The following is a 14,394-nucleotide window of genomic DNA, read 5'->3' on the forward strand; positions in this document are numbered from 1 at the left end:
TAAAGATGTTGAAGTTGTACCACCTAAGCCGCCTGAAGTGGGTATTGAAAATAGTGGGTGGTCTGCATGTCTATGCAATTGCTTTTCAAATTGTCCCATAAAGGTATACAGTTCGGATGGAGTAGTTACTAGAATTGAGGCAGATTCTGAAACCATAGATGATTACGGAAATACACATCAAATAAGATCTTGTGCTAGAGGTCGGTCTTTAAAACAACGAACTTATGCTCCAGATCGTTTAAAAACACCAATGAAACGTGTTGGCAAGCGTGGTGAGGGAAAATTTGTACCTATTACTTGGGAAGAAGCAACATCAGAAATTGCAGAAAAACTATCGCATATAAAAAATGAGTATGGGAACAAATCTATTTATTTAAAAGCGGGTTCAGGTGCTGACTACGGAGTAAATAATGCATCTGCATGTTTTTCAAGGTTATTAAACTTAACAGGTGGTTTTCTTGGCAGTTATGGTAATTATTCTATTGGCAAACAGATGGATGCTGTTTTCGCGACTTATGGTGGGATAGATTCACCTGCTTACCCTAGTATGAATGGCTCTTCATTATTTACATTAGAAGACAGTGACCTATTTGTTAGTTTTGGATTTAACCCTAGCGAAACTACACAAAGTGGTTCTGGTCAGGGGTACGATTATTTAAAAGCGTTAGAAAAAAATGCCAATTTGGAAGTTATCAATATAGATCCTCGATATACAGATTCGATGCTTGGGAAAGAAAATGAATGGTTACCCATTCGTCCAGGGACTGATGCTGCATTAGCGTCTGCTATTGCTCATGAAATGATAAGTTCTGGCTGGGTTGATAACAATTCTAAAGAGTTTCTGGACAAATACTGTATAGGTTATGACCGTGAATCATTAGAGGCTCTTAAAAATAGTTTTGAAAATAGTGGTGATGCTAATAAATTAGACTTGGTGCCTCACATAGACCCGAATAAAAATTATAAAGATTATATTATGGGGGAAGGTGAATTTAATAGTTCAGGAGCTAAAACTGTTAAGTGGGCTGCTGAAATATGCGGTATTCCTGAGGCTAAAATAATTAACTTGGCTGATAAAATTAAAAATGCTAGTGCACCTTACATTATCTCTGGTGCGTCATTAAATCGACACGCTAATGGTGAACAGAACATTAGATCAATATACATGCTTGCTATTCTGACCGGTAAAATAGGCCAGTCAGGAGTTAATAACGGTGAGCTACCGTCTTCTAGGATTCTATATAATTCTAAACTTGATAAATTTAGTCACTTGAATACTGTTAAAGAATCAATTTCTTTCTTTACATGGAATGAAGCAATCTATCGTGGAACGGAAATGAATGGTAGGAAAGATGGAGTTAAAGGGTTAGCCCACCTTGATGATAAGTTAGGTTCTAATATAAAAGCTATTATATCGGTATGTGATGCATCCTTGTTAAATCAACATTCTCAAACAAATAATACAAGAGAGCTTCTTGAAGACGAATCTTTAGTCGAACTAATAGTAAGCTGTGACTGTTGGATGACATCTTCAGCAAAATTTGCAGATATTATTTTGCCCGATTCAACATGGTTAGAAACTGATGATTTTGTAAACTCTAGCCACGACCCAGGGTCTATGGGTTATTTAGTTGCAATGAGCGCATCAGTTGAGACTATGTGGGAGTGTAAATCGATTTATGATATCTGTAGTTTGTTGGCAGATAAAATGGGAATCAAAAATGAATTTACAGAAGGGAAATCAGCTATAGAGTGGTTAGAGTTATTCTACGATAAAGCAAGAAACGCATATAGTGATACAAACATTTCACCAGCAATGCCTACAACATTTTCTGAAGCACAAAAAATCGGAGTGTTTAAGCGTTTTCTTGGTACAAAAATTGTTGCCCTTGAAAGTAATATTAAAAATAACATTCCTTTTAATACTCCATCAGGAAAGATAGAAATCTACTCTACCTCATGGGCAAAGTTTTCAAATACCATGAGTTTTACGGATGAACTAGGGGATGATGTATCTCCTATTCCGATCTATCAAGTGACATGGGACGGATATCAAGACCAAGAGTCGGCTAAAGATTATCCTATCCAACTGATTGGCTATCATACAAAAGGACGAGCGCACTCAAGTTTTCATAATGTTCCTTGGCTAAGAGAAGCTGTAGAAGATGCTATTTGGATGAATCCAGAAGATGGAGAAGCTCGAGGATTATCTCAAGGGGACATGGTACATGTTTGGAATAAACGTGGGACTATTGAATTGTCAGTTCGTTTAACTCCTCGAATCCTTCCTGGAGCTGCAGCCCTAGGGCAAGGAGCTTGGTTTAAACCCGACCCTGAAGGTCGTGTTGGTCAATCTGGACATGTTATCGATATTGGTGGTTGTATTAATACGCTAACCCGTTATCAGCCAACTTCCTTTTCAAAAGGCAACCCACAACACACTAACCGTGTACAGATTGCAAAAGCTTGATGGAGTAATATAAATGATTGAATTAGCCCAATATGGTTTTTATCTAGATACTACTAAGTGTACTGGTTGCAAAGCATGTCATGTATCTTGTAAGGACCGAAAAGATTTGCCAGCAGGTATTAACTGGCGTCGTGTATATGAGTATGGAGGCGGAAGTTGGTCAACTAATACTGATGGTAGCTATGAACAAAATGTTTATAGTTATTATACTTCGATTAGCTGTAATCATTGTAGTGAACCAGTATGTGTAAAAGCATGTCCTACTGGAGCAATGCATAAGCGTCGTGAAGATGGTTTGGTACATGTGATAACTGATCTTTGTATTGGTTGTGAAAGCTGCTCTAGAGCCTGTCCTTATGATTCTCCGCAGCTAGATCAAAAGCTTAAAGTGATGACGAAGTGTGATGGTTGCTATGATCGAGTCGCTCAAGGTAAGCAGCCAATTTGTGTAGGTTCATGCCCATTGCGTGCTTTGGATTTTGACACAATGGATAACTTACGTACTAAGTATGGTAATGGTGATGGTCATATCGCGCCGTTGCCTCCGGAAGGTATCACTAGTCCCAACTTGATTATTAAGGCAAATAAGAATGGTCAGCCGGTGTCTAATGGAAATGGTCAAATATTGAATTTTTCGGAAGTTTAATTAAAAATGGCGTCTAGTAAGGACGCCTCTTTTTCATTCGGGGTAGAAATATGACAATAAATTACAAAGCAGAACAGTATTTAGAGTTTCAAGCCATTGCACGTGTTCTACATAATGTATTAATGAGGTACCCTAATTTTGAATCTATTCAAAGTTTTAAAGACAGTAACCTTGGTGGCAATTGGCCTCAACTAGCAAATTCAAAATATTATAAAGAAGGTAAATGTTTACTTTCTTTATACTGTCGCACCTGGTCTTCCGTGAAGCTTAATGACCTAAAATTAGATTATGGTCAATTATTTTATGGTCCCGGAAAACCTGTAGCTATGCCATGGGGATCAATATATTTAGGTGAACAACAACTTTTGAATGATGACTCAACATTATCGCTAAAGAGATTTTATAAAAAAAATGAAATCAGTTTTGATTTAGAATATAATCAACCAAGTGATCATATAGCATTAATTTATGCTGCCTTAGATCGATTGTTAGAGCAAGCTGCTGAAAATATGGAAAATAAAAATGTGCTTGATATCATTAAAGTCTTAATGTTGCAGCATATGTTACCTTGGACTAGTCGTTGTCTTGAACTCATTATTAAGCATGCAAATACTGATTTTTATAAAGGGATCGGATTGTTAGCACTTGATTTTGAAATTGAATTGTCAAAATTAATGGGAACTTTGACTATGCCTGTTCGCTTGTTAAAATAGTAAATGTATATAAGTTAAATCAGTATCTGTGCCGTTTAATAACAGCGTTATAGAACAAGATATTCTTTTTAGCTACTATTTTACAGTTGGCAATCGCTTTTTTAGTGATTTCTGGTCAATTATGAAAATTGTACATTATGACTTCAATAGCTGAGTTTCCACTAAGGAAATATCTGAAAGTAGCTAATTTTAATATATGGATGACATTTAATCTTTAAGATTTATCTACTATTTATAAAAAGTTGGATTAGTGATTAATTACCCCGGCCTTAATAATTTATTATGTAAGTAAGATTGTATGTGCATTATGGAACAACCAAAAACTAGTGGGGGTCATAGTATGCTAATTGATTGGGCATACTTAATATAACCTATTACACTTTAGTTATTTATAACATTAATTAAATTGTCCAGAGGGGGCAGTTACCACGAGGTAGCTAGTTACTTCGTGGTATCTTATTTATTTTTAGATGTTTTTATAATATTGTTGATTCATTCTACACTAACCATTAAAACTGATAACCTATTATGAAAGTTGTATTATTTATTATTTTATCTTCTTTATCTTCTTTTTCTTATGCATCGATAGAGTATAAAAAACCGCAGACACCTAGTGAGTTACATCATTTGTTTGCAGAATATTTTCTTAATAAAGATGTTGTTGGGCTAGGAACGCTATTTCATGAGGATGCAGTTTTTGTTTTAAATGCTGAACGTGAAGTTGTTAAAGGTAGGGAGGCTATCAAGCAGACCTTAAAGGGGTATTTGGAGGGGGATGGAGAAATGATCACTCATGGTGTATCAATTCACATCAATGGTGATACAGCACTTATTCGTTCAGACTGGGAAATTACCAATGTACAAAAAGGAATGGCACTTGAAGTGATGAAATATACTAATGGCGGTTGGCTTTATGTGATTGATAGTCCATATGGCTTCTAGTCATTAAAAAAGAGTTTGTGTCTTATATATGATCTAAGGAAATATCAAATGAAAGCTCTAAAGGTAACTAAGTTTGGCAAGCCAGAAGTGTTAGTTGTAAATGCCCCTGATTAACTGGCCGTCAAATATTAACCAAAGTGACTAGCGTTGTTGATCAAATCTCAGTTCAAGATGTAAGATGTTTTATCTAATTAGGTAGCTTGTTTCCTCATCTGTATTCCTAGTACTATGATTTTGTTCATCGCCTTAACATCTGCCAAGGTTCACCGACTTGAGCATTATAATCTAGTAGGCTAAGTTTCAGACTAATCAGCTGCTTGTATCGGTACATGGCTGTTTTTGAGAGTGACCGAACTTGATAGTAATTAGCTCGTTTTCATTGCGATAGCCCGTTATTTTTAAAAGGGTTTTCCTGCCTAATTAACCCTAATACCCTGCATTGCTTCTGGGGAGGTAGTGGGTTGCAGCCCTTGCGCTGAAGTAGCTTATGGCATGCCTTGGTATCGTATGCACCATCAGCTGAGACTAAGCTATTCGTCTTCTCGATGGGTTTAGCAATGCGGATTAAATTTTGATGACGTGCCACATTGGTTGTCTGCTTGTAAACCACGACTTATTAGACTTCAGCATCACTTATTTCCAATAAAAAAACCGCACTCCTAAAGGGATGCGGTTTTTTGTTAGCTTAAGCTATCTCTAGCTTATCAATACTATTTTTAATGCTTAGAAATAGTAACCAAAGTTAATATTGAAGCGCTTGTTAGTGTCACCATTACCGACCATAGTTCCGCCGATAAAAGGCTGGTTCTCACCGACAACAAAGTCGAAATAAGTGTAGAGTCCGCCGGCAGTTACCGCCATTCCTGTGACATTCATAAAGGTATCTTCTAAATCCGCAGATTTATCAGTAACCAATGAGTAGTCGTTATAGAATGTTAGGTTTGATATCGGTCCAATATTAACCGGTAGGCTGTATGCTACGTTAGCGATGTAAGTCGTCGCTTCTGCTGGAATTGAGTCATAGAAGTGGTATGCAGCCACGACAATACGGTCAACATCCATACCATCAACGTCGTACTTATAATCGGTCAATTGCAACTTAACATTCCAACGGTCGTAGTTAACGACACTGTGGATTGCGGCTGCAACGTTGTCACCATCGGTGCCGTTGGCAATTTCAAGTTGGCCAGCTTGAACTGATGCGCCTAGTTCAACAGCAACATCATTGAATGCGAAGTTATGGGCATAGCGCGCGTTGAAGGTGTTTACTTCGCCAGCGGCATAACCGTCAGTTGGAGCATCATAAGCACCTTCGCCCTCTAAACGAATACCGACAACATCGTATGCGTAACGGTCAGTACGGTCTGAGACATACCCGTCAAGTCCGCCTTGCTCATCGTTTTTGTAGAAAGCTAAATCGAGGCGATTATTTTCACCTGTGTATTTGTAATTTAGGCCCATATCGTAGTCATCTTCTAAGCCCAAATAGAAGTTAGAGCTGAAGAAGTAGTTATTTGATGCGTAAGTTAGAATACCGAAAGGGACTTGAGTGACACCAATTTTACCTTGTTGCTCTTCAGTAAAGTTGTAACCAATCCATGCATGCTGAATCACATTCATGTATTCAAACCAACGATACTGGGCAGAGTAAATTAAGTCTTCGTAATTGCCTGAAACATCGATGCGAAATAGATCGAAATCAAAATCACCACCGCGATCAGCGTTATCATCATTATAATCTTCATAAGAGTAATTAACACGAACGGCACCACCAAACTTGACGGCGTTTTCTTTTTTCTTCTCTGCAACGACTAACTGCTCAGATTCCTTCTGCTGTTGAGTTTCCAACTGCTCGATTCGGGCTTTTAGCGCTTTTAGCTCTTCGTCTACCGGGGCGGCATTTGCATTAGCAGCTAATGCAAGGGCGATACAAGAAGCAGCAAGTGTATAGCGATTCATCATTTATCCTTGTTTGTTAAGTTTGTTAAGTTTGATTTTTGTGATTCGGTGTTGTCGGTATCGTCCGTGTAGAAGTCTGATAACACGCCTGCCAGATGAGAACGTGAAAGCTCACCCTGCAAGTCACCATCGGCATCGACAACGGGCAGGGGAAAGTCTGATTCCATTGTGGTTGGAATAATACTTTCAAGCAGTGCATCTGGTGATATCGGGGTCATCTCCTCGACCTGGAAGTCTTCCATCGGTGCATCTTTATCTGTTTTTACAGCGTCTTCCAGTGCTTCTTGGCACACTACGCCCTGAAAACCTTCATCGGTAACGTAATAGGCATAGTTGGCTGGGATCTGCTTCATCTGCTTGAGCGCTTCACCGATGGTATCGGCGGTAAGGCGAAAGGCTGGTGGCTTCATCACGGTTTCAACGGTTAGGGCTCGCGGACGGTTGACGTCTTTGACAAATGCTTCGACATAATCGTCAGCAGGGTTGAGCAAGATATCCACCGGCGCTCCCACTTGGATCAGATTGCCGTCTTTAAGGATCGCAATCCGGTCGCCAATGCGCAGCGCTTCATCGAGATCGTGAGTAATGAAGATAATGGTTTTATGCAGCTCTTTTTGCAGCTCTATGAGTTGGTCTTGCATTTCACTGCGTATCAAGGGATCAAGCGCCGAGAAAGCTTCATCCATCAGCAGAATTTCTGCATCGGTGCACAGCGCTCTCGCTAGGCCCACTCGTTGCTGTTGGCCACCAGATAGCTGCGAAGGGTACTGCGCTTCATATCCGCTCAAACCAACAGTGTCTAGCCATTGATTGGCCTTGGCATTTCTGCTGGCTTTGTCTACCCCTTGTACACTGAGACCATAGGCAACATTTTCCAGTACGGTGCGATGAGGCATTAAACCAAAGCGTTGAAACACCATCGCCATTTTATTGCGACGAAATTGCTCCAACTCTTTGCTATTCAGCTTCATCACATCAATGCCTTCAACCAATATCTGCCCTTCAGTAGGATCGATAAGGCGATTGAAGTGACGGATCAAAGTGGACTTTCCTGAGCCCGACAACCCCATAATGACAAAAATTTCACCTTGATGAATGTCGAGGTTAATGGCTTTAAGGCCCACGGTATGGCCGGTTTTAGCTAGAATTTCATCTTTAGATAAACCTTCTTTAACCATCGGCATGACGTTAGCGGGTTTTTTGCCAAAGACCTTATAGAGATCTCTAATTTGAATGAGTGGCTGCGTTGGTGATTGATTAGTCATGATTTCCACTCTGGGTGTGTTTCTGAGATCGCTTGGCGTAAGCTTGAGAAGTGCGATCAAAAATGATGGCTAGCGCGACAATGGCTAAACCGTTAAAGAGTCCGAGGGTGAAGTATTGGTTGGTGATTGACTTGAGTACGGGTTGACCCAGCCCCGTGACGCCAATCATCGACGCAATAACGACCATTCCTAGTGCCATCATAATGGTCTGGTTAATGCCTGCCATAATGGTCGGAGAGGCGAGTGGTAACTGCACTCCCATAAGGCGTTGCATGGGACTTGCACCATAGGCGGTAGCAGCCTCTAGTACTTCTTTGTCTACCAGACGGATCCCGAGATTCGTGAGTCGAATAACGGGCGGAATGGCATAAATTACCACGGCAATCACGCCGGGCACCTTGCCAATACCGAGTAACATGACCACGGGGATAAGGTACACGAAGGCTGGCATGGTTTGCATGACATCCAAAATCGGCGTCACTATTGAGCGAGTTCGATTACTGCGGGCCATTAATATACCGATGGGTACGCCGAGTACGATGGCTAATAGCGTGCACACGGTAATGATACTGAGAGTCCGCATGGTATTTTCCCACATACCGAAATAACCGATAAGTAGAAATGACACCACCACGCCGACAGATAATTTCCATGAACGACTAGTTAAGTAAACTAATGCGGTAATTGACAGCAGTACAGCCCACCAAGGTGACTGTACCAACAGCTTTTCAAACCAGATAAGAAAGTCGAGCAAGGGATCAAAGAAAGACTCGATGACATCACCATACTCACGGGAAAAGTCCCGAAAGGTGCTGTCTAAATATTTGCGAATTTCCAATAACGTCTCACGATCCATCTTTGGAAATTTGCTGAGCCAAGAAAAGTCAGCCATTGGTACCTCTATCGTTTTTATACGGAATAATCTAGATGAGAAACAAAAACGCGAAGCTTTGTTGGCTTCGCGTTTTGTTTGGATTTAGAGTGCTTTGACTGCCAATTTTACTTTTTCGGCAACATCAGCAGGAACCCATTTAAGCCATATATCTTCATGCTTCATCAGGAAGTACTCGGCGGCGATGTTACCATCAGCCTGATTGTCTTCCATCCAAGCCAGCAAGCCGTTCATCTGGGCATTGGTGATAGAACGTTTAGCAAGATACTCGAATTCTTGAGTTGATTTTTTAGCAAAAGCTGCAGTGGTAACCGTTTGCACTAATGCTGATGGGTACATGGTGACTTTAGGATCTGCGCACTCTACGTTAGAGATACAGTCACGAAAATGGTCTTCATCGATACCGGTACCAAAATCGACCTTAACCATGTTGTACTTACCCAATATTGCAGTGGGTGCCCAGTAATAACCAAACCAAGGCTTTTCACGCTCGTAAGCACGGGCGATGGAACCTGATAGACCTGCTCCTGAACCCGGATTGACAAGATCAAACCCTGCATCACTGAGCTTTAGTGCTCGAAACAGATTTTCAGCGGTGATCTGACAGCCCCAACCCGCAGGGCAGCCATAAAAAGCACCACGATCTGGATCTTCTGGATGCTCAAAGGTTTTTACTTTGGCAATAATACCCGCGATGGTTTTCAGGCTTGGGTCTTTATCGACCATATACTTGGGTACCCAGAAACCTTCTTCGCCGCCATCAGAGAGTGATTTACCTGCAATTGCTAAGCGCTTCTCCTTGATGCCTCGTTCGATAAGATCTTTAACGTTATTGCTCCAGATCTCAGGCGCGATGTCAGGCTCTCCTTTTTCAACCATTGAGGTGCTCGTTGGCATCGTATCGCCAGGGATTAACTCTGCTTCGCAACCGTAACCATGTTCTAAAATAAAGCGATCCACATTGGCGATTAATGAAGCTGAACTCCAGTTCATATCTGCGATGGTGACTTTACCGCATTGCTCTTCGGCAAAGACTTGATGTGTCGCGGTACTAAGCAGTAATCCGCCAATCAAAATTATACTTTTCATAAGAGCTCCGTGCTCGATTTGAGAGTTTGTTGCGCACGAGCCTTTAACTAACAATGGTTAGAGTTCAAACTAGGGGCTGTGCTTCGATTCTTGCAGGTGACAGTAATGTGACAAGCATATTACCAAAAATAGGACTAAACAAAGTGTTTGAGAGCGTAAATTAACACAATTGTTGCATGGTTAACAGTTTAGTGCGTCAAACTTGCTACCTTAGTCAATTACGCCTTCATAAATGTGATTAGAGCTCAAACTAATCGTGACTTATTGGCATATCCGTTGGGTTGCTGGTTCGGTTATTAGTCTGCTGGTTCTGCTCTGTAGGCTGGCCGTCTGCAGATTGCTAGCCATTGGTGATAAGCATGCTGTGCTTGTCAGTTACTGGTGGGTGTTGAACTAGTGATGCAATGCTTGACTCTGGTAACCTATTAAGGGAAATGCAAGCGTCGGTGCCGAGAATATTGCAACCGGTTGAAATTGACGGCAAGTATCTGGCTGATGGCGGCACTGTCAGCAATATGCCAGCCGATACGGTACGCGAGATGGGTGTTGATATTGCAATTGATATTGGTTCCGAGTTTGCACCGAAAGAAGAATTACAAAACAGTTTTGCCATTTTAGCGTCGCTGTCTACCATGATGACCCGGGCCAATGCAGTACAGCAAATCTCAAACTTACAACCACAAGATATCCTTATTCGTCCTAACATTAGGAAAGACCTTTTAGCGTGTTGGGTGCTCTATGCCTCTAATAGAGCAGCTGAGTTGATATTGTCATTTAAGCTGACGTTTGGTCACAACGCACCTTGTGAGAGAGGCGCTTATTGCGAGGATACCAAAGCCAAATACGTTCCCTGTTACCGCTACCGTAATAAACCGCAGTTAACTTTCAACAATGATATTCAGATGCCCACAATTGTTACCATCACAAGTGGATGGATACAGCAATCTCGAGGATTGTTACTGTACGGAAAAAGAAATTTTCAGATTGAGTGCATTATCAAACCAAGTCAGTTGAGTATAATTCACCCAACAAAATTGACATGGCAATACGCCTGTTAGCTTCTAAACTTTAAATCTACTTGGTGCTGCAGTTGAGCAAGGTTCTTTGCTGTTTGCTGAGTAAATGAAGGAGTCTAAATGGCAAGTGGTTGGGCCCGCGACGGGGCAGTGCAAGATCAAATCGATAATAGTATCGAAGATGGAGTGGCGCATATTCGCAGTGAATTATCCGTTGGACAAAGTCTGTTCGACTGTGAAGAGTGCGATAAACCCATTCCCGAGGCGCGTAGACGAGCTGTTCAAGGCGTTCGTTTGTGTGTTGAATGTCAAAGCGAGCGAGATAAACGGCACGGTAACATGGCACTGTTTAATCGCAGAGGCAGTAAAGATAGTCAATTACGTTAAGTGCGGTGTTAGGCTGGGTTTGATATTGATAGCCGCATGTTCGTCAGATAATAAAATACACATTATTATTACCGTACGGTAAAAGTAAATTGCGTAATGGTGGGATTATCATTTATTAAGTCCCCGCTATAATGCTCGCATATTCATTACGGCGCTGGTTCAGATAAGACCGTTTATACACTCTATCAATCTAGGAATTTAAGATGACAGCACAGACAATTAAATCTAAAGCCGCAGTCGCTTGGGCCGTAGGCCAGCCACTCACTATGGAAATCGTAGATGTTATGCCGCCTCAAAAAGGCGAAGTGCGCGTCAAGATGGTTGCCACTGGTGTGTGTCATACCGACGCATTCACGCTATCGGGTGACGATCCTGAAGGTATTTTTCCGTGTATTCTAGGCCATGAAGGCGGCGGGATTGTTGAGTCTATTGGTGAAGGCGTGACTAGCGTGCAAGTCGGCGACCATGTTATTCCTTTATACACACCAGAGTGTGGCGAGTGTAAGTTCTGTAAGTCAGGCAAAACTAACCTTTGCCAGAAAATTCGTGAAACTCAAGGTAAAGGTTTGATGCCTGATGGCACCACGCGTTTTTCAAAAGATGGCGTTGATATCTTCCATTACATGGGCACATCTACTTTCTCTGAGTACACAGTCTTGCCTGAAATTTCATTGGCAAAAGTGAACCCTGAAGCACCACTTGAAGAGGTGTGCTTATTGGGTTGTGGTGTGACCACTGGTATGGGCGCAGTCATGAATACCGCAAAAGTTGAAGAGGGCGCTACGGTTGCAATCTTTGGTATGGGTGGTATTGGCCTATCAGCAGTGATTGGTGCTGCGATGGCTAAAGCGTCACGTATCATCGCTATCGATATTAACGAAAGTAAGTTCGACTTAGCTCGCCAACTGGGCGCCACTGATTGCATTAATCCAAAAGATTACGATAAGCCAATTCAAGATGTGATTGTAGAGCTTACCGATGGCGGCGTTGATTACTCATTTGAGTGTATCGGTAACGTTAACGTCATGCGAAGCGCGCTTGAATGTTGCCATAAAGGTTGGGGTGAATCAGTGGTTATTGGTGTGGCAGGGGCAGGTCAAGAGATCTCAACCCGTCCATTCCAACTCGTGACTGGTCGTGTATGGAGAGGCAGCGCTTTTGGTGGTGTTAAAGGCCGCTCAGAGCTACCTGAGTACGTTGAACGTTATTTGGCGGGTGAGTTTAAGTTAAGCGACTTTATTACTCATACTATGGCGCTTGAGCAGGTTAATGAAGCATTTGACCTTATGCATGAAGGTAAGAGTATTCGTACTGTTATCCACTTCGACAAGTAAACTATCAAAATAAGTGGATAGGGTGTAAGCCCCTATCCAGCCGCTTTCGCATTAACTGTCATCGATAGTTAATGCGAAAGCGCTTTAAGAGACTCAAGTATGACAATCGAAAATATCAGTGTAAACAAGAGTTTTGGCGGCTGGAATAAGCAGTATACCCACCACTCTGAAGCGTTAAATTGTAAGATGCGCTTTGCTATCTATCTGCCGCCTCAAGCGTCAAATGGCCAAAAAGTTCCGGTATTATATTGGTTGTCAGGCTTAACCTGTACCGATGAAAACTTTATGCATAAAGCCGGTGCGCAAGCGCTCGCTGCAGAGTTGGGTATCGCAATTGTTGCACCAGATACTAGCCCGCGTGGCGAAGGTGTGGCTGATGATGTCGGTTATGATTTAGGCCAAGGTGCAGGTTTTTACGTTAATGCAACGCAAGCGCCGTGGAATCGTCATTACCAAATGTATGATTACGTCGTTGATGAACTGCCAAAATTGATTGAGTCTATGTTCCCAGTCAGTGACAAGCGCTCAATTGCGGGTCATTCAATGGGCGGACATGGTGCCTTGGTTATTGCGATGCGCAATGCTGAGGCTTATCAGTCAGTGTCTGCGTTTAGCCCAATCAGCAACCCAGTTAATTGCCCTTGGGGCAAGAAGGCGCTTACGGCTTATTTGGGCCGTGACACTAATGCATGGCAGGATTACGATGCGAGCCTATTGATGCGTAAAGCCAGTGCGTTTGTGCCGGCGTTAGTTGATCAAGGCGAAGGTGATAACTTCCTCGCAGAGCAACTTAAACCTGAAATGTTGCAGGCTGCGGCTAAAGTAAGTGGTTACCCGTTAACGCTTAATATGCATGAGGGTTATGATCACAGCTACTTCTTCATCTCGAGCTTTATTGAACAACACTTACGCTTTCATGCTGCTCACTTGAACGACTAGCATTACATTACTATATTATAAAAATGCCGCCTTATCGCGGCATTTTTTATGCGCCGCAGTTACTAACTCCCCTCTGAATCGCTCACCTTATTAGTGGTTCATTTAGCAAGCCTTTCGATAAAAAAGTACACCTCATGGACTTTGTTTTTTTAGGACAAGCAATAAAAGTGATCATGGTTGGTGTTTTACATGCTTTATGGGCCTGAATGGCGAGTGTTTGCACTCTGTTATTTTAGCGCTAGAGTTAAGCTAATTCATATAAGGAGATAACAATGAAACTATGGAATATAATTGTGATTGGCCTTGCGATAGTTTTAGCGGGTTGTGCAGCAACGGAAGCTTCAAAAGAGCGGGCGGCAATGTATGAGTTTCCTGAGTTAGAGCAAGTTAATTCCATTGATAATTTTAGAATGGATGGTTGGGAAGAGATCGATAAGTATTCGCTGATAGTCAATAGCAGGCCAAGAGAGATCTATCTGTTGATTTTAAATGGTGGTAATAATGATCTTAAGTTTGCCCAAGGATTACTCATTACATCAACCCTTGGTAAGGTCGAAGTTGGCTTTGATAGTGTCTCAACTCGAGATAACCCACAGCTTAAATACAATATTAAGCGCATGTACCGCATAAAAGATAAAGCGGAGAAAGAGCTTATAAAGCAACAAATCCTCGCTTTCTCTGTTGATGAGAAAAAGTTAGAAAATAAAAAATCTGAGGCGAATAGTACTAGCGGCAATTAAAG

General features: G+C 41.7%; 13 protein-coding genes and 2 pseudogenes. 9 read left to right on the top strand and 6 right to left on the bottom strand.

Translation table 11 applies throughout. The features are described 5' to 3' along the window. From CXF86_RS05740 to CXF86_RS05755, 4 genes are all read left to right on the top strand, one after another. Positions 1–2,470: DMSO/selenate family reductase complex A subunit (locus tag CXF86_RS05740; RefSeq protein WP_102038576.1), on the top strand; the 2,470-nt coding region annotated here is incomplete at its 5' end. Between the two features lie 13 nt (positions 2,471–2,483). Then, positions 2,484–3,116, top strand: coding sequence for a DMSO/selenate family reductase complex B subunit (locus tag CXF86_RS05745; protein ID WP_102038577.1), 633 nt, complete (start codon positions 2,484–2,486; stop codon positions 3,114–3,116). A 50-nt stretch (positions 3,117–3,166) separates the two neighbouring features. After that, positions 3,167–3,829, top strand: coding sequence for a TorD/DmsD family molecular chaperone (locus CXF86_RS05750; RefSeq protein WP_102038578.1), 663 nt, complete (start codon positions 3,167–3,169; stop codon positions 3,827–3,829). Positions 3,830–4,357: 528 nt separating this feature from the next. Next, on the top strand, positions 4,358–4,771 hold the full coding sequence (locus CXF86_RS05755; protein WP_102038579.1) for a YybH family protein: 414 nt from the start codon (positions 4,358–4,360) through the stop codon (positions 4,769–4,771). 191 nt (positions 4,772–4,962) lie between these two features. On the opposite strand, the pseudogene CXF86_RS23185 reads toward CXF86_RS05755, so the two are convergent. The 6 genes and pseudogenes from CXF86_RS23185 to CXF86_RS05775 all read right to left on the bottom strand — a co-directional run. Next, positions 4,963–5,132: pseudogene (locus CXF86_RS23185) on the bottom strand (IS5/IS1182 family transposase); the annotation flags it as partial. 86 nt (positions 5,133–5,218) lie between these two features. After that, positions 5,219–5,329 (bottom strand): annotated as a pseudogene (locus CXF86_RS23190) (IS5/IS1182 family transposase); the annotation flags it as partial. Positions 5,330–5,494: 165 nt separating this feature from the next. Further along, positions 5,495–6,730, bottom strand: a complete 1,236-nt coding sequence (locus tag CXF86_RS05760) for a hypothetical protein (protein ID WP_101093432.1) — start codon at positions 6,728–6,730, stop codon at positions 5,495–5,497. After that, on the bottom strand, positions 6,730–7,995 hold the full coding sequence (locus tag CXF86_RS05765; RefSeq protein ID WP_102038580.1) for a quaternary amine ABC transporter ATP-binding protein: 1,266 nt from the start codon (positions 7,993–7,995) through the stop codon (positions 6,730–6,732). Before CXF86_RS05765 ends, CXF86_RS05760 begins: the two co-directional genes overlap by 1 nt. Beyond that, positions 7,988–8,887 (bottom strand): ABC transporter permease, encoded by a 900-nt coding sequence (locus CXF86_RS05770; RefSeq protein ID WP_101093430.1) that lies wholly within the window; start codon positions 8,885–8,887, stop codon positions 7,988–7,990. Before CXF86_RS05770 ends, CXF86_RS05765 begins: the two co-directional genes overlap by 8 nt. 84 nt (positions 8,888–8,971) lie before the next feature. Next, positions 8,972–9,976 (bottom strand): ABC transporter substrate-binding protein, encoded by a 1,005-nt coding sequence (locus CXF86_RS05775; protein WP_101093429.1) that lies wholly within the window; start codon positions 9,974–9,976, stop codon positions 8,972–8,974. A gap of 404 nt (positions 9,977–10,380) precedes the next feature. Between CXF86_RS05775 and CXF86_RS05780 the strand changes: the two genes are divergently transcribed. From CXF86_RS05780 to CXF86_RS05800, 5 genes are all read left to right on the top strand, one after another. Continuing rightward, positions 10,381–11,034, top strand: coding sequence for a patatin-like phospholipase family protein (locus CXF86_RS05780; protein WP_145992376.1), 654 nt, complete (start codon positions 10,381–10,383; stop codon positions 11,032–11,034). Between the two features lie 78 nt (positions 11,035–11,112). Then, positions 11,113–11,379, top strand: coding sequence for a DksA/TraR family C4-type zinc finger protein (locus CXF86_RS05785; RefSeq protein ID WP_101093427.1), 267 nt, complete (start codon positions 11,113–11,115; stop codon positions 11,377–11,379). 203 nt (positions 11,380–11,582) lie between these two features. Then, entirely contained in the window at positions 11,583–12,713 is a 1,131-nt protein-coding gene (locus CXF86_RS05790) for an S-(hydroxymethyl)glutathione dehydrogenase/class III alcohol dehydrogenase (RefSeq protein ID WP_101093426.1), read from the top strand. A 99-nt stretch (positions 12,714–12,812) separates the two neighbouring features. After that, positions 12,813–13,652, top strand: a complete 840-nt coding sequence (gene fghA, locus CXF86_RS05795; protein ID WP_101093425.1) for an S-formylglutathione hydrolase — start codon at positions 12,813–12,815, stop codon at positions 13,650–13,652. 272 nt (positions 13,653–13,924) lie between these two features. Continuing rightward, positions 13,925–14,392, top strand: coding sequence for a DUF6491 family protein (locus tag CXF86_RS05800; protein WP_102038582.1), 468 nt, complete (start codon positions 13,925–13,927; stop codon positions 14,390–14,392). Positions 14,393–14,394 lie beyond the last annotated feature (2 nt).

The organism is Shewanella sp. GutCb, assembly GCF_002836135.1.
Lineage (GTDB): Bacteria > Pseudomonadota > Gammaproteobacteria > Enterobacterales > Shewanellaceae > Shewanella.